This window comes from Flavobacterium aquicola (assembly GCF_003385115.1).
Taxonomy (GTDB): Bacteria; Bacteroidota; Bacteroidia; order Flavobacteriales; family Flavobacteriaceae; genus Flavobacterium; species Flavobacterium aquicola.
On the sequence record NZ_QUNI01000001.1, the window covers coordinates 257,180 to 282,630 of the forward strand.

24 protein-coding genes are annotated in these 25,451 nt (G+C 32.0%); 15 read left to right on the plus strand and 9 right to left on the minus strand.

From position 1 onward, the window contains the following. Positions 1 to 118: 118 nt before the first annotated feature. Together C8P67_RS01015 and C8P67_RS01020 are read right to left on the minus strand one after the other, a co-directional pair. Positions 119 to 337, minus strand: coding sequence for a hypothetical protein (locus C8P67_RS01015; RefSeq protein WP_147298182.1), 219 nt, complete (start codon positions 335 to 337; stop codon positions 119 to 121). 203 nt (positions 338 to 540) lie between these two features. After that, positions 541 to 1,020, minus strand: a complete 480-nt coding sequence (locus C8P67_RS01020; RefSeq protein ID WP_115809462.1) for a Dps family protein — start codon at positions 1,018 to 1,020, stop codon at positions 541 to 543. 142 nt (positions 1,021 to 1,162) lie between these two features. Here C8P67_RS01020 and C8P67_RS01025 point away from each other — a divergent pair, with 142 nt between their 5' ends. Next, a complete protein-coding gene (locus C8P67_RS01025; protein ID WP_115809465.1) occupies positions 1,163 to 2,104 on the plus strand; it encodes a LysR substrate-binding domain-containing protein in 942 nt (313 codons plus the stop codon). Between the two features lie 377 nt (positions 2,105 to 2,481). On the opposite strand, the gene C8P67_RS01030 is transcribed toward C8P67_RS01025, so the two are convergent. After that, the gene (locus tag C8P67_RS01030) at positions 2,482 to 2,679 is read right to left on the minus strand and encodes a hypothetical protein (protein WP_100841544.1); all 198 of its coding nucleotides are present in this window, start codon (positions 2,677 to 2,679) and stop codon (positions 2,482 to 2,484) included. Positions 2,680 to 2,832: 153 nt separating this feature from the next. Next, positions 2,833 to 3,492: a tRNA (5-methylaminomethyl-2-thiouridine)(34)-methyltransferase MnmD gene (gene mnmD, locus C8P67_RS01035; RefSeq protein ID WP_115809467.1), complete on the minus strand. Its 660-nt coding sequence runs from the start codon at positions 3,490 to 3,492 to the stop codon at positions 2,833 to 2,835. 308 nt (positions 3,493 to 3,800) lie between these two features. Between mnmD and C8P67_RS01040 the strand changes: the two genes are divergently transcribed. Next, a complete protein-coding gene (locus C8P67_RS01040; RefSeq protein WP_115809469.1) occupies positions 3,801 to 4,868 on the plus strand; it encodes a branched-chain amino acid aminotransferase in 1,068 nt (355 codons plus the stop codon). Positions 4,869 to 4,953: 85 nt separating this feature from the next. Here the strand turns inward: C8P67_RS01040 and C8P67_RS01045 are convergent, their stop codons facing one another. After that, complete coding sequence (locus C8P67_RS01045; protein WP_115809471.1) at positions 4,954 to 5,337, minus strand: pyrophosphohydrolase domain-containing protein; 384 nt, start codon at positions 5,335 to 5,337, stop codon at positions 4,954 to 4,956. 82 nt (positions 5,338 to 5,419) lie between these two features. On the opposite strand from C8P67_RS01045, the gene C8P67_RS22310 reads away from it, so the two are divergent. Continuing rightward, positions 5,420 to 5,608 carry a hypothetical protein gene (locus tag C8P67_RS22310; protein ID WP_115809473.1) on the plus strand — a complete coding sequence of 63 codons (189 nt, stop codon included), beginning with the start codon at positions 5,420 to 5,422 and terminating at the stop codon, positions 5,606 to 5,608. A gap of 105 nt (positions 5,609 to 5,713) precedes the next feature. Here C8P67_RS22310 and C8P67_RS01055 read toward each other — a convergent pair whose 3' ends face one another. Then, positions 5,714 to 7,720 (minus strand): dipeptidyl-peptidase 3 family protein, encoded by a 2,007-nt coding sequence (locus C8P67_RS01055; RefSeq protein WP_394338633.1) that lies wholly within the window; start codon positions 7,718 to 7,720, stop codon positions 5,714 to 5,716. A gap of 330 nt (positions 7,721 to 8,050) precedes the next feature. On the opposite strand from C8P67_RS01055, the gene C8P67_RS01060 reads away from it, so the two are divergent. The 4 genes from C8P67_RS01060 (at position 8,051) to C8P67_RS01075 (ending at position 10,804) form a co-directional block, all read left to right on the plus strand. After that, a complete protein-coding gene (locus tag C8P67_RS01060; protein WP_115809477.1) occupies positions 8,051 to 9,163 on the plus strand; it encodes an SRPBCC family protein in 1,113 nt (370 codons plus the stop codon). Between the two features lie 58 nt (positions 9,164 to 9,221). Then, complete coding sequence (locus tag C8P67_RS01065; RefSeq protein ID WP_115809479.1) at positions 9,222 to 9,764, plus strand: RNA polymerase sigma factor; 543 nt, start codon at positions 9,222 to 9,224, stop codon at positions 9,762 to 9,764. Between the two features lie 108 nt (positions 9,765 to 9,872). Continuing rightward, positions 9,873 to 10,301, plus strand: a complete 429-nt coding sequence (locus tag C8P67_RS01070; RefSeq protein ID WP_115809481.1) for a hypothetical protein — start codon at positions 9,873 to 9,875, stop codon at positions 10,299 to 10,301. A gap of 44 nt (positions 10,302 to 10,345) precedes the next feature. Continuing rightward, complete coding sequence (locus C8P67_RS01075; protein ID WP_115809483.1) at positions 10,346 to 10,804, plus strand: sensor of ECF-type sigma factor; 459 nt, start codon at positions 10,346 to 10,348, stop codon at positions 10,802 to 10,804. A 55-nt stretch (positions 10,805 to 10,859) separates the two neighbouring features. Here the strand turns inward: C8P67_RS01075 and C8P67_RS01080 are convergent, their stop codons facing one another. Continuing rightward, complete coding sequence (locus C8P67_RS01080; protein WP_317125436.1) at positions 10,860 to 11,924, minus strand: sialidase family protein; 1,065 nt, start codon at positions 11,922 to 11,924, stop codon at positions 10,860 to 10,862. A gap of 115 nt (positions 11,925 to 12,039) precedes the next feature. On the opposite strand from C8P67_RS01080, the gene C8P67_RS01085 reads away from it, so the two are divergent. From C8P67_RS01085 to C8P67_RS01095, 3 genes are all read left to right on the plus strand, one after another. After that, positions 12,040 to 13,389 (plus strand): hypothetical protein, encoded by a 1,350-nt coding sequence (locus C8P67_RS01085; RefSeq protein ID WP_115809485.1) that lies wholly within the window; start codon positions 12,040 to 12,042, stop codon positions 13,387 to 13,389. A 131-nt stretch (positions 13,390 to 13,520) separates the two neighbouring features. Next, a complete protein-coding gene (locus C8P67_RS01090; RefSeq protein WP_115809487.1) occupies positions 13,521 to 15,491 on the plus strand; it encodes a KUP/HAK/KT family potassium transporter in 1,971 nt (656 codons plus the stop codon). Between the two features lie 102 nt (positions 15,492 to 15,593). Further along, positions 15,594 to 16,811 (plus strand): RsmB/NOP family class I SAM-dependent RNA methyltransferase, encoded by a 1,218-nt coding sequence (locus C8P67_RS01095; RefSeq protein WP_115809489.1) that lies wholly within the window; start codon positions 15,594 to 15,596, stop codon positions 16,809 to 16,811. Between the two features lie 135 nt (positions 16,812 to 16,946). Here the strand turns inward: C8P67_RS01095 and rho are convergent, their stop codons facing one another. Beyond that, positions 16,947 to 18,782, minus strand: coding sequence for a transcription termination factor Rho (gene rho, locus C8P67_RS01100; protein WP_115809491.1), 1,836 nt, complete (start codon positions 18,780 to 18,782; stop codon positions 16,947 to 16,949). A gap of 182 nt (positions 18,783 to 18,964) precedes the next feature. On the opposite strand from rho, the gene C8P67_RS01105 reads away from it, so the two are divergent. The 3 genes from C8P67_RS01105 to C8P67_RS01115 all read left to right on the plus strand — a co-directional run bounded on the left by C8P67_RS01105 (position 18,965) and on the right by C8P67_RS01115 (position 21,944). After that, positions 18,965 to 19,378, plus strand: coding sequence for a DUF4293 domain-containing protein (locus tag C8P67_RS01105; protein WP_115809493.1), 414 nt, complete (start codon positions 18,965 to 18,967; stop codon positions 19,376 to 19,378). A 145-nt stretch (positions 19,379 to 19,523) separates the two neighbouring features. After that, positions 19,524 to 20,186 carry a response regulator gene (locus C8P67_RS01110; protein WP_115809495.1) on the plus strand — a complete coding sequence of 221 codons (663 nt, stop codon included), beginning with the start codon at positions 19,524 to 19,526 and terminating at the stop codon, positions 20,184 to 20,186. A gap of 57 nt (positions 20,187 to 20,243) precedes the next feature. Beyond that, positions 20,244 to 21,944: a tetratricopeptide repeat-containing sensor histidine kinase gene (locus tag C8P67_RS01115; protein ID WP_115809497.1), complete on the plus strand. Its 1,701-nt coding sequence runs from the start codon at positions 20,244 to 20,246 to the stop codon at positions 21,942 to 21,944. On the opposite strand, the gene C8P67_RS01120 is transcribed toward C8P67_RS01115, so the two are convergent. After that, positions 21,941 to 22,438: a metallophosphoesterase family protein gene (locus tag C8P67_RS01120; protein ID WP_115809499.1), complete on the minus strand. Its 498-nt coding sequence runs from the start codon at positions 22,436 to 22,438 to the stop codon at positions 21,941 to 21,943. The genes C8P67_RS01115 and C8P67_RS01120 overlap by 4 nt on opposite strands. Positions 22,439 to 22,867: 429 nt before the next feature. Between C8P67_RS01120 and truA the strand changes: the two genes are divergently transcribed. Both truA and C8P67_RS01130 read left to right on the plus strand, forming a co-directional pair. Beyond that, entirely contained in the window at positions 22,868 to 23,614 is a 747-nt protein-coding gene (gene truA, locus C8P67_RS01125; RefSeq protein WP_115809501.1) for a tRNA pseudouridine(38-40) synthase TruA, read from the plus strand. A gap of 65 nt (positions 23,615 to 23,679) precedes the next feature. Continuing rightward, entirely contained in the window at positions 23,680 to 25,434 is a 1,755-nt protein-coding gene (locus C8P67_RS01130; protein WP_115809503.1) for an ABC transporter ATP-binding protein, read from the plus strand. Positions 25,435 to 25,451 lie beyond the last annotated feature (17 nt).

Genomic DNA, 25,451 nt, shown 5'->3' on the forward strand with positions numbered 1-25,451 from the left:
ATGCTTTTTTTCCAATTAAAAACTGGAAATAATTACACAGTCTGTTAATGCACTAAATATTCAAATACTTATTTAATTACATTAGCAACCAATCATAAATGATGATAAATAGATAAACCTAAAATCTGTTTGGAGGGGGAATAAATATAGAGGCATAGTTTAAATCATGCTTCGATAAATTTTCAAAAATAATAAGACCAGATCCTTTTTTTAAGACTAGGAAAGGAATTTCAATAAAAGTATTGAATGTATAATACTTTATATCATGTTTTAATTCTTCAAAAGAAGTACTGCTGGAATTTCCGCAAAGACTAGTATTCTCCTTGTCATTTTCCATACACACCGCAATTGTAGGTGCTACGAGGAAAAAAACAAAAAACAATAATACCATACTTGCAAAAATCTTCATGTGGGCAAAAATAGGAGATAGAAATTGAATTAAAAAATTAGTTTCATAAAATTAATTTATTTTTAACATGAAAAAAAGCCTAAAAAATCACAAAATAATTAGGCTTTCCATATCAAAAATGTAAATTAATTTTACAGACTTTCTTCTAACCAAGCTTTCATCATCCAAATAGTTTTTTCCTGCTCTACAATAAAGTCACTCATCATAGAATTTGTACCTTCATCATTAATATTCGAAGCTTTACTTAAAATTTCTCTTTCTATCTTTAGTAATTGAGAAAGAGAAGTTACAACTAATTGAATACCCGCTTCATCATTTGAAATATTTTTCCCAACTGGCAATTGATTAAATTTTATATAGTCATCAAAAGTATGCAGCGGTCTTCCGCCAAGGGTTAAAACTCTTTCGGCAATCAAATCAATTTTCAGCTGAGAATCATTATATAATTCCTCAAATTTCAGATGTAAATCAAAAAAGCGTCTTCCTCTAATATTCCAATGCAAACCTCTCAAACTTTGATAATAAATTTGATAGTTAGACAATAAAATATTCAGTTCTACTATAATAACTTCTGATTCTTCTATTGGCAAACCCAAAACATTTGTTTTCATAATATATTTTTTTTTAAAACTTATAGTAATTTACTAAATCTATTTCTATGATTTATTTTTATTTCAAAATTATGTAATAAACGCAAAAAGAAGTATAAATTAAATTGATTGTTTTTATATTTGCATAAAAATATACTATCTAATGACTATCACACAACTTAAATATGTATTGGCAGTTGCCGAACACAAAAATTTCACTCAGGCTGCCGAAAAATGCTTTGTGACTCAGCCTACCTTGAGTATGCAGATCCAAAAAATTGAGGAAGAATTAAATATTCAAATTTTTGACAGAACAAAAAAACCGATTCAGCTTACTGATATTGGTCAAAAAATTGTTTCTCAAGCCAAAAACATTGTAAATGAAGCAGACAGAATTCAGGATATTGTAGAACAGCAAAAAGGATTTATTGGAGGGGAATTCAGACTTGGAATTATACCGACCATCATGCCTACTCTATTGCCAATGTTTTTGAATAATTTCATTAAAAAGTATCCAAAGGTCAAATTAATCATTGAGGAGCTGAATACTGAAGAAATTATCATAAAATTAAAAAATGGAAACCTGGATGCGGCAATTGCAGCTACACCTCTGGAGGATGAAAAAATCAAAGAGATTGTTCTTTACTTTGAACCATTTGTAGCATACATTCCTGAAAATAACGCAATTTACCAAAAAGAAGAAATTGAAATTGATGACCTTAATATCAATGAAATCCTACTGCTGCAGGATGGACACTGTTTTAGAGACGGAATTTTAAACTTATGTAAAAACAGAAATGAAGCAGGACTTAAATCTTTTCAAATAGAAAGCGGCAGTTTTGAAACATTAATAAAACTAGCTGATGAAGGATTAGGCACTACATTATTACCTTATTTACACACATTGGATTTAAAGGATTCAGATAAATTAAAACTAAGACATTTTAAAGAACCAAAACCAGCGCGAGAGGTAAGTTTAATTTATCCAAAAAGTGAATTAAAAATACAAATCATTGATGCTTTAAGAAGCACCATTTCTGGAGTTGTAAAAGGTGCGATCGTTTTTCAAAATGTGCAGATTGTGAGTCCGCTCTTAAAAAAATAATATAAAACAAAAAAAAGGAACCTTATTTGGTTCCTTTTTTATTGCTCTTAATTGTTTAAACATTTAGAGCAAGTATTTTATTGCTTTTTTCAACTATTTTTCAAAATGTATAGGATTAAAGCTCACTCTCTCGAGAACCCTTTTGTATAATTAATTACAAATAACAAAAAGATTTAAATAAATTGAATTAGTAAACAGTTGCAAAACTATTGAAAAAATTTCTTATCTCAACTAAAAATAATCCATAAAAAACAAAATAAGTCGACAAATAACGTATTTTGCAATTTTATTGTAAGTTAATTACGCTTTCAACTAAGAATCATCTAATAAAAAACAAATCCATAAAAAAAGGAATCATTAAATGATTCCTCTCTTTGTTATGAATTTACAATTATTAAACATTGTTTCAATTCTGGTTTCTCGATTGTGAAGTCAAACAGCCACTCTCTTAATTGATCCAGTTCAAAAGGTAATAGTGTTCTAATTGCTTTCTCTAATTCTTTACAGAAAAGTACCGGATCAAAACTAACTCTCTCTAGTACTGATTTTGTGTAATCAAACATAATTTTAGACATAATAAATTAAGATTTTTTGGGGTTATTATCTCGATTATAATGCCGTAAATGTACATTTTTTTCCAAATACAAATCTTTTTTTTAACATCAAAATATGAAAATTATAACGATTTCGTACAAGAAGCTAATAAACACAAGGCTTATAGAATAAAATCATTTTCTTGCTCTAAACATTTCTCTTTTTCCTGGTGGTCCAGCAAGCTTTTCGACCGTAAATCCTGCTTCAATCATATTTCTTTTAATAACACCTCTTGCAGCGTAAGTTACCAATATAGAATCTTTTTTTAATGCCTTAAACATTCTATTAAATACATCGACACTCCATAATTCGGGCTGAACACGATAACCGAAAGCATCAAAATAAATTAAATCAAACTTTTCAATATCATTAATATCCTCAAAAAATTGCTTTCTTTTGGTTAAAGAAAAATTTTCGGACAGGTCGAATTTTTCTCCCCAATTTACAGCATGCATTTTATCAAAAATAACTTTTTCTGTCAAAGCATTCAGTTCGTGTGGATAATTCATAGATTGCAGTTCTTCTGCAGAAATAGGATACGCCTCTGCTCCTATATAATCAATTGTCTGTCCTAATTTTTGAGCTTCCAAATAAGTAATAAATGCATTCAAACCAGTTCCAAAACCAATTTCCAGTATTGAAACTTTTTGATTAGGAAACAAAGCCAATCCATTTTTGATAAATACATGTTTAGCTTCCTGTATTGCTCCATGCTTAGAATGATAACATTCATCCCAATCTTTGATATGAATTGTTGTAGAACCATCGGAGGTGCGGATAATTTCTCTTTCCAAAGTATTGTTTTTGAGTTATTACAGCATTTTAGACTGCTATATTGCTTCCAAAATTAAATAAAAGAATTTCTTATCGTTATCTAAAATCGGTATTTTTTATATATTCAGCAGAATTTAACACCATTTTTTAAATAAAATTATACAATAAATAAATCACAGTTAAAGACCATAATTAATGGTTTTTTGACAACTATTTATCTGATTTTTATTTAATTTTGCAATCAGCAATAATGGTTACAGAAATTTTCATTGCTGTCGTCATTTTTATCAGCGAAACAATCCTTTTTTTTAATATATAAGCAATAATTATGAGTACCACTCAAACTAACAAAATAGAAACAATAAAAGCCACTGCTACAAAAATAAATGAAGTTGATTTCGACAATTTATCTTTTGGAGCTGTATTTACAGACCATTTATTAGAATGTGATTTCATTAACGGAGAATGGCAGCAGCCTGTCATTAAGCCTTATGCACCTCTTCTACTCGATCCGTCTGCAAAAGTCTTTCATTATGGTCAAGCTATTTTTGAAGGTATGAAAGCTTATAAAGATACTAATAATGACATTTGGCTTTTTAGACCAGATGAAAACTACAAACGCTTTAATAGTTCTGCGGTACGTATGGCTATGCCTGAAGTTCCTGAATTTGTTTTCATAGAAGGTTTAAAACAATTATTAAAACTGGACGAAGCTTGGGTAAAAAATGGAAACGAAAGCACTATGTACATCAGACCATTTATGATTGCTACAGGAGCTGGAGTTGTAGCGAACCCATCTGAAGATTATAAATTCATGATATTATTATCTCCTGCAAAAGCATATTACTCAGGAGAAGTAAAAGTATTAATTGCAGAACACTTCAGCAGAGCTGCGAACGGAGGTATTGGTGCTGCAAAAGCTGCAGGTAACTATGCTGGGCAATTCTATCCTACTAGTTTAGCTAACAAGGAAGGATTCCAACAAGTAATCTGGACTGATGATGCTACACACACTAAGCTAGAAGAAGCTGGTACAATGAATGTGTTCTTTAGAATAAACGACACTTTATTGACTGCTCCTGTAAGTGAAAGAATCCTGGATGGTATTACTAGAAAAAGTCTTATTGATATGGCCGAAAAAGAAGGAATTAATGTAGAGGTTCGCCCTGTATTAGTTTCTGAACTTGTTGAAGCTTCTCAAAAAGGAACTTTAAAAGAAATTTTTGGAGCTGGTACTGCTGCTGTAGTAAACCCAATTGCAGGTTATTCATATAAAGAAGTTTATTATGAACTTCCTAAAATTGAAAACTCTTTTGCTTCTTTATTGAAAGATAAATTAACAAGCCTTCAAAATAAGTTAACTGAAGATACCTTTGGCTGGACAGTTAAAGTATAAAATTTAGATTTTAGATTGCAGATCGTAAAAAAGAAATCCCAATTGTCGAAACAATTGGGATTTCTTTTTTTATATCATTCAGAAATTATAAAAGCAATTTTGAAAAATCGGGTTTAAAATAATTAGGTCCTTTCATTACTTTTCCGTCTTCACGGTAAATAGGATTTCCATCCTCGCCTAATTTACTCATATTAGAACGCTGAATTTCATCAAAGACTTCTTCAATTTTATGCTGTAGCCCGTGTTCGATAATAGTTCCACAAAGAATATACATCATGTCCCCTAGTGCATCGGCAATTTCTACTAAGTCATTATTTTGAACCGCTTCTAGGTATTCTTCATTTTCTTCCTTCATTAAATTATAGCGGAGTATATTTTTAACCTCTCCCAAACTAGCAATCGGCGTTTCGCTGTGTCCTATTCTAAATGCTGTGTGAAATTCCTTTACAGCGTTGATTTGTTTTTGCATCCTTTGACTTGTTATTGATTTGAAACGGAAAATTAGCAACTATTTCTAAACTATTGTCTAAATTTGCAGAAAATTTTCAAACATGTTCAGCCAAGGTCAATTAATATTTGCACTCTGTTTTTTCATCGCATTTGTCATCACAATGGTCTTTGCTTATCGAAAAGATGCCAACTTACATAAAGTTTTCTACAAAGGGAATTATAAAATCTTAATTGGTTTCTTGGTATTTATCGGACTCTTGTTCGTTATCAAGATTTACTTTAAGCATTAAAAAAGACACTAAGTTTCTAAGACACTAAGATTCTAAGATCACTTTAATCTTAAAATCCCGATTACTTAGAAACTTAGCAGCTTAGAATTTTAGAAACTTTTACCCTTAATTTTCTAACGGCAGAAAACCATATTTTTTAGAATACTGCAGCATTTGTTCTGCAAATGTTTTTGGCTGTTCAATCTCTATTGAAATGATTTGTCCTTTAGCATTTAATTTTGGAATCAAAACTGGATTCACAAAACCGCTGTAAGGAGCATCTGGAAACTGTTTATTGCGCTCTAAAATTTCGGCATGAAGTTTTTGATCCACTTTTACACCGTATGTTTCTACCAATGCTTTTCCAGCTTCAAAATCACCTTCTGATTTAATTCGCTGTACTTCTTTCAATAATTGGCCAAACAACTCATGCAGTTTGTCATAATCGGTAATATTGAAGTAAGTTTTACCATCGCGGGTAATTTTTTCGATAACATTATCTTTTTGACCTTTTTCAAAAACCCAAGCACTCACCCACTGACGGTTTCTCATGTGAGCTTCCTCAATATTTGCACCTAATTCCAAACGCACTAACTGTGTCATCAATCCATTGCGGATATAACCGTCATAACACTCCATTCCCAATTCTTTCCAATTGTCTGTCAATCCAATTTCCTGAATTTTTGGGCTGTATAAATAATACAATCCCACTAAATCTGCTCTTCCCTCTTCTAATGTTGAAGAATAATTTTTTAATGTTTCTTTTGGAGTTCCAACGCCTGGATTAATTTGTCCAGATGCATGACCTACTACTTCATGCAGAGAAGTATGCAATTTACCTCCTAATTCGCCATATTTTTCTGCCAGTCTAATTTCCTCAGCATCATTAGCAAATTCTTTCAATCTGCCTTTTCCTCCAGCTTTAGAATAAGCGTCAATAATATTTCCAAGTGAAACCGATTTAGAACCATGCTCAGCACGAATCCAATCTGCATTTGGTAAATTCACTCCAATCGGAGTGCTTGGTGATGAATCTCCAGATTCTCCGGCAACAATAACCGTTTTATATGAAACACCTACTACCTTTTTCTTTTTATGTTCTGGTGCCAATGGAGAATTATCCTCAAACCATTGAGCATTACTTGACACTACTTCCATTTTTTTGGACATGTCAAAATCCTTAATCTGAACAATGCCTTCATAAGAACCTCTGTACCCTAAAGGATCATTATACACTTCAATAAAACTGTTGATGTAATCAATATTTCCTTCTGTAGCGCTTAACCAAGCAATATTATAATCATCCCAAGTTTTAAGATCTCCGGTTTTATAATATTTAATCAAAAGACCAATAGCATCACCCTGCTTTTTGTTTTCGGCAACTTTTTGTGCTTTTTCCAGCCAATAAATAATTTTATCAATCGCTGCTCCATACATACCGCCGCTTTTCCAAACTTTTTCTTCCAATTGTCCATTTGCATTGCGGACTAATTTAGAATTTAATCCAAAAGAATATGGCTTTTTAGGATCCGGACTCTTTTTGTTGGCATAAAAAGCTTCAACATCTTTCTGAGTGATTCCTTTATCATAAAAATTAATTGCTGAACCCTCAAGCAATCCTTTTGAAGCATCAAGATTTACTTTTTTAGAATCAGCTTCATTGAATAAAATAGCAGTAATTTCAGGAGATAAATCCGTTTTTGTCGCTGTTAACAAAGTATTAAAATAATTTATAGAAAAATCCGGCTTAATTTTATCATTGGAATAATGATGATGAATACCATTTGAAAACCAGACTCTTTTCAGATAAATTTCAAAATTCTTCCAATCAGCAGTACTTTTGTCTCCATTATAATTTTGATAGATATTTTCTAATGCTTTTCGTATTTTCAAATTGTATCTATAATGCTGATCCCACATTATATCTCGTCCTGAATTTCCTGCCTGCGTTAGATAATAAACGAGCTCCTGTTCTTTCAAACTAAGGTTTTCCCAACCGGGAATTTGGTAACGTAAAACTTTTATATCCGAGAACTGTTCTACGAAAAAGTCGAAAGGCACATTTTCATCTGATTTTGCCACAGCTTTTTTATCATTTTGTGCGCTGCTGATAACTGAAACCGTAAAAGCCATGAAAAGACCTATAGTTTTAACTAATTTCATTTTTATTTTTTTTAGATGTTAAACAAATAAATACACAACAAATATAAACATTCCTTAAACAAACAATAAAAACAAAGCCTCTAATAATTATTAATTTACACATTTATCAATTTTCAACAGCCTGAATATAAATTCACACACACTATTGCAAAACTATTTGGCGTTTTAAATAATTGTAAAGGTATTTTTCTACATAATAAACTATAATACCTCTGAATTGCTTTAACATTTTATGAATTGATGTTGTAGTATAATTAATTTAATTTCTAACTTTACAGCAGCAAAAACACTGAACCCATTATGAGAATTATTAAGTATCTTTTTCTTTTATTTCTATTAAGTCTTGTAGCACTTACAATTTATATTGCAACGCAAAAAGGCGATTTCACAGTAGAAAGCAGTAAAGTAATCAATTCTCCAAAGGCTACTGTTTTTAATTATGTTAATGATTATAAAAACTGGCCTAAATTCAGCTCTTGGATTTTATCTGATCCATCAGTCCAGCCATCATTTTCTCCATCAACGACAGGCAACGGAAGTTCTCTTACTTGGGAAGGAAATAATGAGATAGGTACTATTCAGACTTTGTACGCTAAAGCGAATGACAGCATTGTTCAGAAAATGGAATTTAATGAAACTTCTTCGGATGTATATTGGAGTTTCAAAGATACTGTGGGCGGAACAAAAGTGACTTGGAAATCTGTTGGGAAAATGGATTTTATGCTGAAAGTTAGTTCATTTTTTAACGTAGGCACAAAAAACACATTATCAAAAATCTATGATAAATCTTTGGTGAACCTTGATAAAACATTGGATTTTGAAAACTCTACTTATGCTGTAAAAATAAATGGAATTGTCAAAAAACTGGAAACTTTCTACTTAAGACAATCATTTACAAGTAAAATATCTGATATAAGCAAAAATGCTAATGCTGTGTTTCCAAAAATTATTGCTTTTTGCCAGCAAAACAACATCAGCATGAATGGGAAACCTTTTATAATCTATCAAACTTATGATACAATAAAAGATCTGACCAGAGTTTCTTTTTGCATCCCAATAAAAGAACAAATTTTTACTAGTGAGGGCAGCGATATTCTAGCAGGAAAACTCACAGCTTTTGAAGCATTAAAAACAAGCTTGACTGGAAATTATACATATAAAAACAAAGCACTAGCTGAAACTGCTGCATATGGAACAGCCAAGAATATTAAAACTGGTTCCACTTTTTCTCATTTGGAAATTTTTACAAAAGGGAAAAATGAAAGCTTAAGCCCTTCAAAATGGCTCACCGAAATGTATTTCCCAATAACACCAAAAGCTGTAACAATACCTAAGGTTTATAAGAAAGTGGTAAAAGACAGTCTGGCTCCTCAGCATAATCCTAAAAAACAGGAAAACGAATTTGATTTTTAAATTAAATTCCAATTAAACCTTTTCTGTTTATTCGCATCAAAGTTTAAAACAAAACAAATTGCAGGACGAAAAGGAATTTATTTTTAGTCTATTGAATCCGCAAACGCAAAATCAAGCGTTTCAAAGACTCATGCAGGAATATCAAAAACCATTATATAATCATGTCCGAAATATTGTTTTAAGCCATGATGATGCTGATGACGTTCTGCAGAACACTTTTGTAAAAGTATTTCAAAATTTAAAAAGCTTTAAAGGCGAAAGCAAATTATTTACCTGGATGTATCGCATTGCAACAAATGAAGCATTGACTTTTTTAAATCAAAAAGCAAAAAAAAGCGGTATATCATCTGTTGAGTTGCAAAACAAAGCAATTGATAACCTAAAAGCTGATCTTTATTTTGATGGAAATGAAATCCAGATCAAATTACAGAAAGCAATTGCCACATTACCAGAAAAACAACAATTGGTTTTTAAGATGAAATATTTTGAAGATTTAAAATACGAAGAAATATCAGAGATAGTAGGAACATCAGTAGGAGCATTAAAAGCCTCATACCATCATGCAGTAAAAAAAATAGAAGCTTTTGTAACAACCGATTAAACCTTTGTTAAAAAAATAAGTCCAATAAACATTATGAAATACTATAACAACTATTTGATAACATTAAAACATTTATCAATTAACTTATTTCATTAAAAATATTACCTCATGACACCATTTAAATTAGATAGCGAACCGAAAATAGAATCAGGATTTAAAACTCCTGACAACTACTTTGAGAACTTCCAAACAGCATTAATCGAAAGATTAGATAACGAACCAAGTAATAAGGAAACAAAAGTTATATCTATTTTTAGAAAAAGGAAAACAGTTCTTTTTGCTGTTGCCGCAGTTTTAGCACTCGCCTTAATGATTCCGGCAGTGTACCAATCATACTCAAAAAGTAAAGATCTGGACGCAGCAACTATTGAAAGTTATTTAACGGAAGAAGGTCATCTGAATCAGGACGAAATAATAAGCGAAATTGAACCTGAAAGCAATATCATTATATTGGATACAAAAGAAATAGAAACTCAAACATTAGAAGACATGTTAGCTTCCAATCCCAATATAGAAAATCTTGTAATTGAAAATTAAATTTTAAATTCTCTAAAAATAAACATATCCAAAAAAATAAAGACATGGACTTAAAAAAAATACTCCCGATACTTTTTATGTTTTTAACCTTTAATTTTTATGCTCAAAGCGATAATTTTAAAGATAAAAAAGAACAGATCAGAGCTATGAAAGTTGCTTTTTTCACCACTGAACTTGATCTTACTCCAAGCGAAGCAGAAAAATTCTGGCCCATTTATAATACTTTTGATGACAGACAATTTGAACTTAGACATCAAAAAATGAAGGGTTATTTTAAAAGAATGCAAGGTGACAATCTTGATAAATTATCAGAGAAAGAAGCTAGTGCACTTTTAGATCAGATTCAGGATAATGAAGAAGATTTATACAACTTGCGAAAAAAATTCATGATCAATATCAAAGATGTACTGCCTGCCACTAAAATATTAAAATTGAAAAAGGCAGAAGAAGATTTCAACAGAAAGCTTCTGCAGCAATATAAAGACAAAGGTTCTAATAGATAATTGGTAATTAATTCAAAAATTCCCGTTTTATAATAGATTTATAAAATGGGATTTTTTATTTGAAACAGATACGGATCATTTTATTTCGACCCGCTGCTATTGCCGTATTTTCATTGACAAACCTAATTGTATATAAACTGGAATCCTGACTAAACTGAATCCAATTAGCTCCGCCGTCTGATGAATAATACAATCCAGATGCTCCAACGGCTGCTATTCCTTTTCCTTTACTTTTGGGAACATACTGCACACAGGAAGCAAAACCAAAACCTTTATGATCGGCAATAAGTTTCCATGTTTTTCCTCCGTCAATTGTGACAGCTTTATTATCAAAATTCTGATTTTGGATTTCATAATTTCCTCCAGCTGCAAAACCATTTTTATTATCATAAAAATCAGCGGTAAATATTCCGGTCATATTTTTGCCCTGATCAATCGGTGTTTCGTTACTGGTCCAGGAATCTCCTTTATCTGACGAATAAAAAACTCTTGATTTTTTCCCTCCAGAAACAATCCAAGTGTCATTTCCTTTAATAACAACATTAGTATTACTTGCTGCAAAATGAGCTTCGCCATCAAAAATTTGAGGCAGTTTATTTTCTGATAATTTATTCCAAGTAAAACCGCCGTCAATTGTTTTTAGAATACAAAGACGATCAGTCAAAGGATCACCAATAGCGATTCCTTCTTTATTATTCCAAAACTGCATACTGTCGTAAAAAACTTTTTCATTTCTTTCCTGATAGACTAATTTGATACTTTTTCCGTCTTTCTTAATTTGGTACAATAATCCAGGATTTGCTACACTTAGTAAATATATAAATTTGTCTGTTTTTGCAATACTCCGAAACTCTATTTTTAGAGTATCCTTTACAATCTTATTTTCAAATTTTTCATTCAATTTTAAATCATAATATCCATAGCGATTTTTATCAGCTGCATACCAAACTTTATTCCCATCCATCACAATTGCTCTGATACTTATCTTATCCTGAAAAAGAGTATCTATTTGAACCGTACTAAAATGAATTTCTGCCCTTTTATTTTTATTTAAATCTTGAGCCAAAACAAAATTCAATCCACTAAAAAACAATAAACTAAAAAATATTTTATTCATCATAACTTACTAATTTTAATTACATGTATAATTTTATTCAAGATCCACTATCAATAATTCTTATTTCTGGCACAGTTGTTGTATAGATAGTAATACAACCAATTAAATTTAAAAAGCCATGAAAACCAAAATACATTTAGCTGCAATTATCGCCGCTTTTTTTGCCTTTCAAATGAACGCACAAAATAGAACAACAATAAACGCAATGAACTCCGATATTAGTGATAATCTTGATTTAACAGCCGTTTCTTCTATTTTTGGTGAGTCACAGAATTTAAATGACTTTGAAAAGCGTTTAAATGATCCTAAACTTCAAATTTCAAATTTAGATTTAAATAATGACAATCAGGTAGACTATTTAAGAGTAATCGAATCTGTAGAAAATTATACACATATCATCATAATACAATCAATTCTTGGCCGTGATTTATACCAAGATGTCGCTACAATAGAAGTGGAAAAAGATAGAAATAATAAAATTTCTATTCAAATTGTTGGAAACACATTTATTTACGGGGAAAATTATATTTACGAACCACAATATTGCTTGACACCGCAAATATATGCAAGCTTCTGGACTAGTTATTACAGACCGTATTATTCAACTTGGACATGGAATCTTTATCCGACTTTTTATGTTGCCTGGAATCCATATTCAGTTTTTAGATATAGACAAAATGTTTATAGTTGTGTAAATTATCGCAATACATACACCTATGTGAATTACAGAAGATGCTACAGAGCTCCTGCAATTTATACTTCATACAGCTGTAATACTTATGAAAGAAGACATCCGGAGTATAATTTTTCGAGAAGAAACAGTAACTATTCAAACCATTATGAGTTAAATCAAAGAAGAAGCGGTAACAGCAATAGAAATGAAATAGCTTATTCAAGAAATAATTCAAACAACAATAGAGGAAATACTAGTTACAACAACTCACAAAGAGAATATTCTCAAAATAGAACAGGTTCATCAAGAACAGCAAATCGATCTATGATAGAATATCAAAGAGATAACTCTCAAAACCAAGCTAGACCTTCTAGAACTGAATCCCAACGAGATTACGCACAAAATAGAAATAATAATTCAAGAGAAATTCAAAAAGATTATTCTCAAAATACAGCTAGTGTTTCAAGAGATAACAATGTCCAAAGAGCACAGACCCAAAGAGAGTATTCACAAAATACAGCAAGTGCAACAAGAGAAAACAATGTTCAAAGAGCGCAGTCCCAAAGAGATTATTCACAAAATAGAAATACAGCTGCATCTAGAGAAAATAGTACTCAGAAAGATTATTCTCAAAACACTCCGAGCTACTCTAGAGAAAATAACACTCAAAGAGCACAGCCTCAAAGGGATTATTCTCAAAACAGAAACAGCAGTCCTAGAGAAAACAGCACTCAAAGATCAGAATCACAAAGAAATAATGAATATGCCTCCAGAGTTAATAATCGAAGAACATAAATAAATAAATATAACAATTCACAAAAGAGGCTTAATAGTAACATATTAGGCCTCTTTTATTATTTTAATAGATTTGACCACATTTATTATTGAAAAATAGTAAATTTGCCAAGTTTTTATAAAAATAATAGATGAGCGCAACGCACAAAGACCTCCATAGTAAATTAACTCTGGGAGGTTTATTAATTTCTTTGGGAATTATTTATGGAGATATTGGCACTTCTCCTTTATATGTAATGAAAGCCATACTTGGTGAATATATCATTAATGCCGATATTGTTTTAGGAGGTGTATCCTGTGTATTTTGGACACTAACACTACAAACAACAATTAAATACGTGCTCATCACATTAAGTGCTGATAATCATGGAGAAGGCGGAATTTTTGCTTTATATGCCTTGGTTAAAAAAACAAAAATTAAATGGCTCATTGTCCCCGCTATTATTGGAGGAAGTGCCTTACTCGCTGACGGAATTATCACCCCTCCCATCTCGGTATCTTCAGCAGTAGAAGGAATGAGAAGTTATTTTCCGCATATAAATACCGTACCAATTGTAATAGGTATTCTGGTTGTATTATTTACTATTCAGCAATTTGGGACTAAACTAGTTGGTAAATTTTTTGCACCAATGATGCTTATCTGGTTCTTAATGCTAGCCATTGTAGGCGTTAATCAAATTTCTTTACATCCAGAAGTTTTCAAAGCCATTAATCCCTATTACGCATATCATTTATTAAGCATACATCCTGAAGGCTTTTTTGCATTAGGTTTTGTATTTCTGTGTACCACCGGAGCTGAAGCCTTATACTCTGACATGGGGCATTGCGGAAGAAAAAACATTAGAATAAGCTGGATTTTTGTAAAATCAGCCTTGGTTTTAAATTACTTCGGACAGGCTGCTTATTTAATACATCACGAAGGGGTAACCTTGCAGTCTTTAGGAGGCGATTTTGCTAATCCATTCTACTTAATAATGCCATTATGGTTCAAGCCTTTTGGAATTGTTATTGCAACAATGGCTGCAGTAATTGCGTCTCAAGCTCTTATCTCTGGCTCTTTTACTTTAATCAATGAGGCAATGCGATTAAGTTTTTGGCCAAAAGTCAGAATCAAATATCCTACAGAACTGAAAGGTCAATTATACATTCCATCTATAAACTGGCTGCTTCTTATTGGCTGTATCGGGATCGTATTACATTTCGAAGAATCCAGTAATATGGAACATGCTTATGGTTTAGCCATTATTCTATGTATGATAATGACTACTGTGCTGTTAAACTTTTATTTAATTATGAAGCGGGTGAAATGGTATTTTTTTGTTCCATTAATCACTATTTATCTCAGTATCGAATTAAGTTTCTTCGCTGCAAATATTACAAAATTTGCAGAAGGCGGCTATGTAACCCTGTTTATAGCTATGATGCTTATTGGTGTCATGACCATTTGGTACAGAGCCAAACAGATCAATAAAAGCTATACCAAGTTTGTAAAAATTGATGATTACAAAAAAGTACTAAGTGAACTAAGTGCCGATTTATCCATTCCAAAATACGCTACCCATTTGGTTTATATGACCAATGCCAACCGTAGTGATGAAATAGAAGAAAAAGTAATGTTTTCAATTTTACAGAAAAGACCTAAAAGAGCTGATATCTATTGGTTTGTTCACGTAAATATTGTATCCGAACCATATAAAACAGAGTACAAGGTAAGAGAAATCCTTAAAGACGATTTATATAGAGTCGATTTCAATCTTGGTTTTAGAGAACCTACGAAAATAAATCTGATGTTCAGAGAAGTAATCAAAGACATGGTGAAAAATGGTGAAGTAGATATAACAAGCCGATACGAATCTCTTAATAAAAACAATATTATTGGAGATTTTAAATTCGTATTATCGGAGAAATTTTTATCTCCTGACAGTCATTTATTATGGCATGAAAAATTAATTATGAACTCTTATTTCTTAATTAAAAAACTAAGCTTGTCAGAAGAAAGTGCTTTTGGTTTAGACAGCAGTTCTGTAAAAATAGAGAAATTCCCAATGGTACTGCATCCGCCAGAAAACATTGGACTCACAAGAGTTTTTGTTAAAAACTAAAAAACTTTAAAACACTGTTCCAAAAACAGTGTTTTTTTTTGATTAAAATTTAAAATTTGGTTTTGACCAATAAATAGTACCTTTGCAATTCAATTATTTAAAATGAGATTACACAGAAATTTAGTTTATACCACTATCGATGCACTCAACGCTATTTTCAACGAAGGAGAATATGCAGATAAAGTAGTGGCAAGATCCCTTAAAAAAGACAAACGCTGGGGAAGTTCCGATAGAAAATTTGTTGCAGAAACCATCTACGAAATTGTACGCTGGAAAAGATTATATGCTGAAATAGCCGAAGTAAAAGAACCTTATGACAGAGACAATCTATGGAGAATGTTTTCTGTTTGGGCAGTTTTAAGAGGATATCCAATTCCAGATTGGAGACAATTAGAAGGAACTCCTGAAAGAAAAATAAAAGGACGTTTTGACGAACTTTCAAAAGTAAGAGCACTAAAAGAATCTATTCCAGACTGGATGGATGAATTGGGTGTAAAAGAATTAGGTGAAAAAGTTTGGGCAACCGAAATAGCGGCTCAAAATCAGCCAGCTAAAGTAATTTTGAGAGTTAACACACTTAAAACTACCAAAGAGAACTTAAGAGCAATTTTGATGGATTTAAACATCGAAACGGAATTCTTAAAAGACCAGCCTGATGCTTTAGTCTTAAAAGAAAGAGCTAATGTTTTCCTGACAGATGCTTTCAAACAAGGTTTCTTTGAAGTTCAGGATGCCAATTCACAATTAGTTGCACATTTCCTAGATGTAAAACCTGGTATGCGAGTAGTAGATACCTGCGCTGGAGCTGGAGGAAAAACACTGCACATTGCTTCTTTGATGGAAAACAAAGGGCAATTAATTGCAATGGATTTATACGAGAGTAAATTAAAACAGCTGAAACTTAGAGCAAAAAGAGATGGTGCTTTCAATATTGAATACCGCATCATTGACTCGACGAAAGTGATCAAAAAGCTTCACGAAAGAGCCGATAGAGTTTTAATTGACGCTCCATGCAGCGGATTAGGTGTTCTTAAAAGGAACCCAGATTCAAAATGGAAACTGCAGCCGGAATTCATTGATAACATTAGAAAAGTTCAATCTGAAGTATTGGAAAGTTATTCTAAAATCGTAAAACCAGGCGGAAAATTAGTTTATGCAACCTGCTCTATTTTGCCATCAGAAAATCAAGAACAGGTTGAAAAGTTCCTAACTACCGAAATTGGAAAACAATTCAACTTCATAAAAGATAAAAAAATATTAGCCTCAGAATCAGGTTTTGACGGTTTTTATATGGCTTTATTGGAACGTAAGGAAAATTAGAAAATGTGAGAATTAGATAATGTGGTAATTAGATAATTTAAACAAAATCTAAACATAAAAAAAAGCTTCGAATTTCTTCGAAGCTTTTTTTGTCAATCTATTTGTAGTATCCAATTTTCTAATTATCTCATTAAACTAATCATTCATTGAAATCAAGAACTCATCGTTAGTTCTAGTTTGCTTGAAACGATCATTTATCAGCGTCATAGCTTCAACTGGATTCATATCCGAAAGCATTTTGCGCATAATCCACATTCTCTGTAATGTTTTTTGATCTAATAATAAATCATCACGTCTAGTACTGGATGATGTTAAATCAATAGCAGGGAATATACGTTTGTTAGCAATCTTACGGTCTAACTGTAATTCCATGTTTCCAGTTCCTTTAAATTCTTCAAAAATTACCTCATCCATTTTAGAACCAGTTTCGGTCAAGGCTGTTGCAATAATACTCAAAGATCCTCCATTTTCTACATTACGAGCTGCTCCAAAGAAACGTTTTGGTTTCTGCAGTGCATTGGCATCAACACCACCACTCAATACTTTACCAGAAGCCGGCTGGACAGTATTATAAGCTCTTGCCAAACGAGTAATAGAATCTAATAATATAACTACATCATGACCGCATTCTACCAAACGCTTTGCTTTTTCAAGTACGATATTAGCGATTTTCACATGCTCTTGTGGCTCTCTGTCAAATGTAGAAGCGATAACTTCGCCACGAACGCTCCTTTGCATATCAGTAACCTCCTCTGGACGTTCATCTATTAGCAAAACAATTAAATAAATTTCTGGATGATTCGCTGCAATTGCGTTGGCAATTTCTTTCAGCAGCATTGTTTTACCAGTTTTTGGCTGGGCAACAATCATACCACGCTGTCCCTTTCCTATTGGAGAAAACAAATCAATAATTCGGGTTGAAATAGTACTTTGTTTCTCTGCCAATTTAAATTTTTCAGAAGGAAAAACCGGAGTTAAATGCTCAAAAGAAACTCGGTCACGAACTACTTGCGGATCATGTCCGTTAATTTTTAAAACACGAACAAGAGGGAAAAATTTCTCTCCTTCTTTTGGAGGACGAACCACACCTTTTACAGTATCACCAGTTTTTAAACCGAACAAACGTACCTGAGATGTAGATAAATAAATATCATCTGGTGATGCCAAATAATTATAATCCGAAGAACGCAGAAAACCATATCCATCAGGCATCATTTCAAGAACACCTTCACTTTCTATAATTCCGTCAAATTCAAAATCAGCATCTTTGAAATTGCTTTTTTTGTTTTTAAAATTAGGATTTTGATTCGGATTCTGGTTTTGATTCGGATTTTGATTTCCATTTGAATTGGAATTTCCATTTGAATTGGAATTTCCGTTTTGATTCGGGTTTATCTTAGTATTTGGATTTTGCCCTTTTTTATTTAATTGATTAGGATTTATCTTTTTTTCAGAAATAGGATTTTCTGTTTTTTCAGTTACATCCAAATTAGAATCTGCTACAACAGCTTCCTCAACGGGTGCTGTTTCTTTTAAAGCTTCCTTCTCTCTTTGCAAAGCCATCTTTTTTTCATAAGCTGACTTACTGAATTTTACAACTTTAACATCTTTTGCATTATTATCAGAAACAGACTCGTTCTCTTTTGGAGAGCTATCCTTTGTAATAACTTTGCCTTTTTTCTCTGGAACTGCTATAATTTCAGTTTCTTTTTTTTCTTCACTTTCAAATAGATCCGGAGTTTCATTTTTTGGAACTGCTGCTTTTTTTTCTGCAGTAATGCGAGCTCTTTTGGGCTTCTCTTCTTCTGATGATTTCTCCTGAACAGATTCATTACTAACAGCTTGATGTTCTAAAATAAGACCAATTAAAGTATCTTTTTTAACACCTGTGAATTTTATGGTTTTAGCTTTTTTAGCTATTTCTTGAAGCTCAGCAAGCTTCAATTCTTTTAATACAGAAATATCAAACATGAATGTTCTATTTGTTTAATTAATTTGGAAAATAATACAAAAGATTTTTTAGGTAGTATCTTATTTTAATATCCCGCAGTATGAAGTGCTTACGGTATTGTCTTGCAATAATACAAATAAAATTTATCATACAATAGTATTTATTAAAAAGAAAATATATTTTTGTACTACAATACAACGACATGATACAACGCATTCAGACCATATATTTAATTCTTACCTTTTTATTGATTGGTATTCTGCCATTCATTTTCCCTCTTTGGATACTAGAAGGAGGTAAAGAATATTTCGCAAGAGAAAACCAAATCTATACTATTGTATTTGGATTAAGTACAGCAATTACTATTTACAGTATTATATCATTTAAAAAAAGACAAACTCAATTTGTTGCCAACAGATTGAATATCGTATTAAATTTGATTTTATTAGGATTGTTTGTTTATCATTCACTAAATTTATCTGGAGAGACAGTTACTGTTTCGAAGAAAGGTATTGGGATGTTTCTGCCTGTCTTGGGCATCGTTTTTTTAGTTTTAGCTAACAAGGCGATCAAGAAGGACGAAGATCTTGTAAAATCTGTGGATCGATTGAGATAAACCTATGAGATTTAATTTATTAATGTGCGAAGAAAACCCGAATGTAACTATTCGGGTTTTTTTTTTCATTTATCGAATAATTTTCTATTAAATAAGCTTTATTCAAAATCTTTATTTATAAATTTGGATACAGTTATTAACAAGTATGACAAAGAATATTAGAATTCATCTTGCAGATGATCATCAAATAATTATTCACGGAATTCAAACCCTGCTTAATACAGTCCCAAATTTTCAGGTTGTGGGTTTTTCACTAAATGGAACTACTGTATATGAAGATGTAATTAATAATAGAGCTGATGTTTTGGTTCTGGATATCAGCATGCCCGAAAAGGACGGAATTGAAGTTGTCAAAGAATTTGCGGCAAAAGGTTTTCCGTGCAGAGTAATAATACTTTCCAGCTATGATGATTTAAAATTAATTAAAGAAATCATGGATATGGGAGTAACAGGCTATTTGACCAAACAATGCGCTGGTGATAGTATCATTGAAGCAGTACAGGCTGTTGCCAAAGGTGAAGAATATTTTTGCGAAACGATTCGAGAGAAAATATTTAGCCATGCTACAAAAAACAATCCAAAACTAAACACATACAAACCAAACGTAAACCCATTATTAACAGAGCGCGAAATTGAAATCATTATTTTGATTGCTCTTGAATACAGCGGGAAAGAAATAAGTGAGCAGCTTTTTATAAGTACCAATACTGTAGAAACTCACAGAAAAAATATTATGAAAAAACTTAAAGCCAAAAACACTATAGGCATTGTAAAATATGCTATGAATAATCATTTGGTCATATCTTAATTCAAATATTTTAAATCAAAAATTGCAATTCATTTTATTTATTGATTCAACAAAAACATGTTTCAAATTAGGGTTCGTTTATTAATTCAATTTCTGTTTCTAATCCATTTGAGTTTAACCTCACTTGCTCAAAATAAAACACTTTCCAATAAAGAAATAGCTACTTTATTAAGAGATGCAAAAACCCATAGAATCAAGAGTAATTATGAAGAATCATTATTAAAATCAAGAGTAGCTTTAGAACAATCAATCAAAAACAAAAGCAATGATTTAATTGCCAATTCGTATTTAATAATTGCCTCTAACTTTGACGAACTTACTGAACCCTTAAAAGCTTTACATTATTACAATCTAGGACTTTACTATGTTAATAAAACTAATAATTATACTCTAAAAAATCAGTTTTATAATAACTTAGGAAACATCTACTGCTTTGACAAAAAACAATATGATAAAGGGATATATTATTATCAAAAATCATTGCAGCAAAGCCAAAAAATACTAGATAAGAATCAAATATTCTTCACAAAATTAAACATTACCTGGGCATATTTTGATATTGGAAAATTTCAGGAAGGACTACCCTATTTAGAATACATCAATAAATATCAGTCTATTTTTGGCAGCGAGTCCTCCATTGTTGCTTTAAACATGTTAAACGGCATGTATTACAATTTTTTGAACGAAAATGAAAAAGCAAATTTTTATTTCCAAAAAGCCATAGAATTAGGCACCGCAGGAAATGAAAAATCAGATCTGTCTTTTGCACATTTAGAATACTCAAAATTTTTAAACAAAATTCATGAACCTCAAAAAGCATATGAAAACCTTTGCTTATTCAATAAAATTACAGACGAACTTCACATAGAAGAGAAGTTGAACAAAGCCAATATTGTTGGCATCAACCTTGAAATTGATCATTACAAAAGAGAAATTGACAAGATCGAAGCATCTTATAAAAACAAACAGGATCTCTTAATCGAGGAGCAGTCGAAAAATAAAAAAATTGTAATTATTGTTCTTATTATTTTAGTATGCACAATCATATCTTTCTATTACTTCTTTCAAAACATTCATCTAAAGCAAAAAAATAAACTTATAGATGTTCAGAGCAAAATTCAGGAAAGAATTATCAATGCTTCAATTGATGGTCAGGAATTGGAGCGGAAAAAAATCTCAACATTTCTGCATGACAATATAAGTGCACTGCTTTCTTCAGCTGGCTTACATCTTAATGTTTTCACTTCACAGCAAAAAACACAGCCCGAGGAAATCAACAAAACCAAAGGAATTCTTGAAGAGGCTCACAAACAAATCCGAAACTTATCTCATGAGCTGATGCCAGCACTTTTGGTACGATTTGGGCTTTTATATGCATTGGAAGATTTATGTGAAAAAACCTCTAATTCAAGAATTAAGATTAGTTTTAATTCTTTAATAAAAATAAAGAAAAGATATAATGAAGATTTTGAAATGAAATTATATTTTATAATTGCAGAACTAATCAACAACATCATAAAACACAGTAATGCCAGTCACTCCTCGATTAACATTGAAGAAACAGCCTTATCCCTAATCATTCATGTAACTGATGATGGAACCGGCTTTAAAAACAGCCAATTTGAAGCTCACGAGGGATTTGGAATCAACCAGATCCGCGCCCGAATAAACAATATGAAAGGTGAGTTTATTATAAATTCGGCACCAAATAAAGGCACATCAATTCATTTAAAAGTTCCTATTGTTAATTATGATTAGACTTTCTTATCAATTTCTATAATTTCTAAGTCTTTAATTTTATCACCATCAATTACAAAACGAAGCATCGTCCTTACTTGATGGAAACCGCTTTTCCCTGCTGCACCGGGATTCATATGCAATAGATTATTCTTTTTATCAAAAATCACTTTTAGAATGTGCGAATGCCCGCAGATAAACAATTTCGGTGGATTGCTTGTCATCTCTTCTTTCAACGTTGGATTGTATTTCCCTGGATAACCGCCAATGTGCGTAATCCATACATCGACTCCTTCACAAAAAAAACGGTTGTGCAAAGGAAATTCCAAACGCGCCCGCGCATCGTCAATATTACCGTAAACACAGCGCAGTGGCTTTAACTTTTTTATAGTGTCGGTAACAGCCAAATCGCCAATATCACCAGCATGCCAAACCTCATCAGCCTGATTTACATATTTCAAAATTGTATCATCAATATGACTGTGCGTATCCGAAAGAAGAAGAATTTTTTTCATGTTTTTTTAGAGCTGATCCCGCTATCCGCTATATCTTTTCCTTTATAAAGAAAAAAGGAAAAGGATGTCGCTGCTATCGGGGCTAGGAGATTCCAGCAAAAATAGACATTCTGCTTTTAAATTAAAACAAATAGTATTCTGCAAATGATTAAAAAATAACCGCAAATTCGCAGATTTATTTTTTTAGGAGACTTGATTTAATAATTTTTGAAAAATTAATATGTGTTACTTCAGCTGAAAATAGAAGTTTCATAGAATGATTTTTATTAAAATTTGCGAATCTGCGGTAAAAACAACTTATTCGTTTACCTTGAGAAGACACATTCTTTGTAAATTTGCAATAAAAAAATAGCAGTACTCAGTTTGCAATTATTAGGATTTAAAAATCTAAAATCTGCAATCTAAAATCTGCAATCTAAAATCATCGCCTTGAGGTATTTTATAAAATTAGCTTACAACGGAACCAATTATCACGGTTGGCAATACCAGCCGAATGCTTCCTCTGTACAGGAAACAATGAACAAGGCTTTTTCGGTTATACTCAATGACGAAATAAATCTTATGGGCGCCGGCAGAACTGATACGGGAGTTCACGCCAAAGAAATGTACGCACATTTTGATTTGGAAAAATCTTTTGATATTCCAAATACCATTCATAAGCTCAATTCTTTTCTGCCAAAAGACATTGTTATCTACGATATTTTTCCAGTTGCTGATGATGCACACACCCGTTTTGATGCTATCAAAAGGACTTATGAATACCATATCAATACTTTTAAAGATGCATTTTTGCAGGAGCAGAGCTGGTACTTTCATCAAAAGCTAGATTTAGATTTAATGAATCAAGCCGCAGGAATATTATTAAATCACACAGATTTTCAATGTTTTTCTAAAGTCAACACTGATGTAAATACTTTTGACTGTGAAATATTTGAAGCGTCCTGGAAAAGGAATAGTGACAGCTTGATTTTCACCATTTCGGCCAATCGCTTTTTGAGAAATATGGTACGCTCTATAGTAGGAACTTTAATTAATATTGGGTTACATAAAATCTCTTTGGACGATTTTGAACAGATTATAAAAAGCAAAAGCAGAGAAAAAGCAGGATTCTCGGTGCCAGCACATGGTTTATATTTGACCAAAATAGAATATGATTTTGAAAAATTAGGGAATTAGATAATTTGACAATTAGATAATTCTTGAAAACTATAACAACAACCTATTAATTTTTAAGGTAAATTTTGAAAGCAAAAGCATTTGACACCCGATTATTCAAACGAATATTAAAATACACTAAACCCTATCAATGGCGTTTTAATGGTGTGATTGCATTTGCTGTTTCACTATCTGTTTTTGCAGCGCTTCGCCCCTATTTATTAAAACAGACAGTTGATAGCTACATCCAGCCAAAAGACCAAACCGGTTTATTGATTTACATCTCGTTAATGGGAGTTGTCCTGATACTTGAGGTTTTGGCACAGTTTTTCTTTGTCTATTGGGCAAACTGGCTGGGACAGGATATTGTAAAAGACATTCGCGTAAAACTATTCAAACACATTTTGAGTTTCCGAATGAAATATTTCGATCTGGTACCTGTAGGTCAGCTTGTAACACGTTCTGTATCCGATATTGAAGCGATTGCCCGTATCTTCAGCCAGGGATTATTTATGATTATAAGTGATTTGATGAAAATGCTGGTGGTTCTTATTTTTATGTTTTATATGAACTGGAAACTAACGTGGATTGTGATTGTCGCCATGCCGATTTTGGTTTTTATTACCCGTATTTTCCAAAAAAAGATGCAGGTTGCTTTCGAAGAAGTCCGAACTCAAATTGCCAATATGAATTCATTTGTACAGGAAAGAGTTACGGGTATGAAAATTGTTCAGCTGTTTCAGCGCGAAGATATTGAAGCAGAAAAATTCAAAGTTATCAATGACAAACACAATAGGGCTTGGATAAAAACAATTTTATACAACTCCATTTTCTTCCCTATTGCCGATATAATTTCATCATTAACTCTTGGTTTTATTGTCCTTTACGGAGGTTTCCATATTTTGGACGGAGACAGTTCTACCACATTTGGAGATTTATTTTCATACACGATGTTTATCGGAATGCTGTTTAATCCTTTGCGTCAGATTGCAGATAAATTCAATGAGATGCAATTGGGAATGATTGCAGCCAACCGTGTTTTTGATATTTTGGACACACAGGATCAAATTCAAGATACTGGAACAATTGAAGCCCCTTTGTTTAACGGAGATATCCGTTTTGAAGATGTTCGTTTTGGCTATATTCCAAACGAAGAGGTGATAAAAGGAATCAATCTTGAAGTAAAAGCGAGTCAGACAATTGCTATTGTTGGCTCTACTGGAGCTGGAAAATCAACGATTATCAATTTACTGAACCGTTTCTACGAAATTAACAGCGGTTCCATCTTTATAGACAATCACAATATTGAGAATTATACTTTGAGTTCACTGCGTAAACAAATTGCTGTGGTTTTACAGGATGTTTTTCTTTTTGCCGATACCATTTACAACAACATTACACTCAATAATCCTGAAATCACAAGAGAGCAGGTATTGGATGCGGCCAAAAAAATAGGGGTTCATGATTTCATTATGAGCTTACCGGACAATTATGATTTTGATGTAAAAGAACGAGGCATTATGCTTTCCTCTGGTCAAAGACAGCTTATTGCGTTTTTGAGGGCTTATGTCAGTAATCCGAGTATTCTTATTCTGGATGAGGCTACTTCATCTATTGATACGTATTCGGAAGAATTGATTCAGCGCGCGACTGAAACGATTACAAAAGGCAGAACTTCGATTGTTATTGCCCATCGATTGGCAACTATTGTCAATGCTGATAAAATTGTGGTTATGGACAAAGGTCTGATTGTAGAACAGGGAACGCATCAGGAATTAATAAACCAAGAGAAAGGTTATTATAAAAATCTGTATGATTCGCAGTTCTCAACTGCTAACTAATCACTTTGCCTGTACTT

Coding starts and splice junctions, on each gene's coding strand:
- C8P67_RS01015 (WP_147298182.1), bottom strand. CDS start 337: ATGGAAAATGACAAGGAGAATACTAGTCTTTGCGGAAATTCCAGCAGT.
- C8P67_RS01020 (WP_115809462.1), bottom strand. CDS start 1,020: ATGAAAACAAATGTTTTGGGTTTGCCAATAGAAGAATCAGAAGTTATT.
- C8P67_RS01025 (WP_115809465.1), top strand. CDS start 1,163: ATGACTATCACACAACTTAAATATGTATTGGCAGTTGCCGAACACAAA.
- C8P67_RS01030 (WP_100841544.1), bottom strand. CDS start 2,679: ATGTCTAAAATTATGTTTGATTACACAAAATCAGTACTAGAGAGAGTT.
- C8P67_RS01040 (WP_115809469.1), top strand. CDS start 3,801: ATGAGTACCACTCAAACTAACAAAATAGAAACAATAAAAGCCACTGCT.
- C8P67_RS01045 (WP_115809471.1), bottom strand. CDS start 5,337: ATGCAAAAACAAATCAACGCTGTAAAGGAATTTCACACAGCATTTAGA.
- C8P67_RS22310 (WP_115809473.1), top strand. CDS start 5,420: ATGTTCAGCCAAGGTCAATTAATATTTGCACTCTGTTTTTTCATCGCA.
- C8P67_RS01055 (WP_394338633.1), bottom strand. CDS start 7,720: ATGGCTTTTACGGTTTCAGTTATCAGCAGCGCACAAAATGATAAAAAA.
- C8P67_RS01060 (WP_115809477.1), top strand. CDS start 8,051: ATGAGAATTATTAAGTATCTTTTTCTTTTATTTCTATTAAGTCTTGTA.
- C8P67_RS01070 (WP_115809481.1), top strand. CDS start 9,873: ATGACACCATTTAAATTAGATAGCGAACCGAAAATAGAATCAGGATTT.
- C8P67_RS01075 (WP_115809483.1), top strand. CDS start 10,346: ATGGACTTAAAAAAAATACTCCCGATACTTTTTATGTTTTTAACCTTT.
- C8P67_RS01080 (WP_317125436.1), bottom strand. CDS start 11,924: ATGATGAATAAAATATTTTTTAGTTTATTGTTTTTTAGTGGATTGAAT.
- C8P67_RS01085 (WP_115809485.1), top strand. CDS start 12,040: ATGAAAACCAAAATACATTTAGCTGCAATTATCGCCGCTTTTTTTGCC.
- C8P67_RS01090 (WP_115809487.1), top strand. CDS start 13,521: ATGAGCGCAACGCACAAAGACCTCCATAGTAAATTAACTCTGGGAGGT.
- C8P67_RS01095 (WP_115809489.1), top strand. CDS start 15,594: ATGAGATTACACAGAAATTTAGTTTATACCACTATCGATGCACTCAAC.
- rho (WP_115809491.1), bottom strand. CDS start 18,782: ATGTTTGATATTTCTGTATTAAAAGAATTGAAGCTTGCTGAGCTTCAA.
- C8P67_RS01105 (WP_115809493.1), top strand. CDS start 18,965: ATGATACAACGCATTCAGACCATATATTTAATTCTTACCTTTTTATTG.
- C8P67_RS01110 (WP_115809495.1), top strand. CDS start 19,524: ATGACAAAGAATATTAGAATTCATCTTGCAGATGATCATCAAATAATT.
- C8P67_RS01115 (WP_115809497.1), top strand. CDS start 20,244: ATGTTTCAAATTAGGGTTCGTTTATTAATTCAATTTCTGTTTCTAATC.
- C8P67_RS01120 (WP_115809499.1), bottom strand. CDS start 22,438: ATGAAAAAAATTCTTCTTCTTTCGGATACGCACAGTCATATTGATGAT.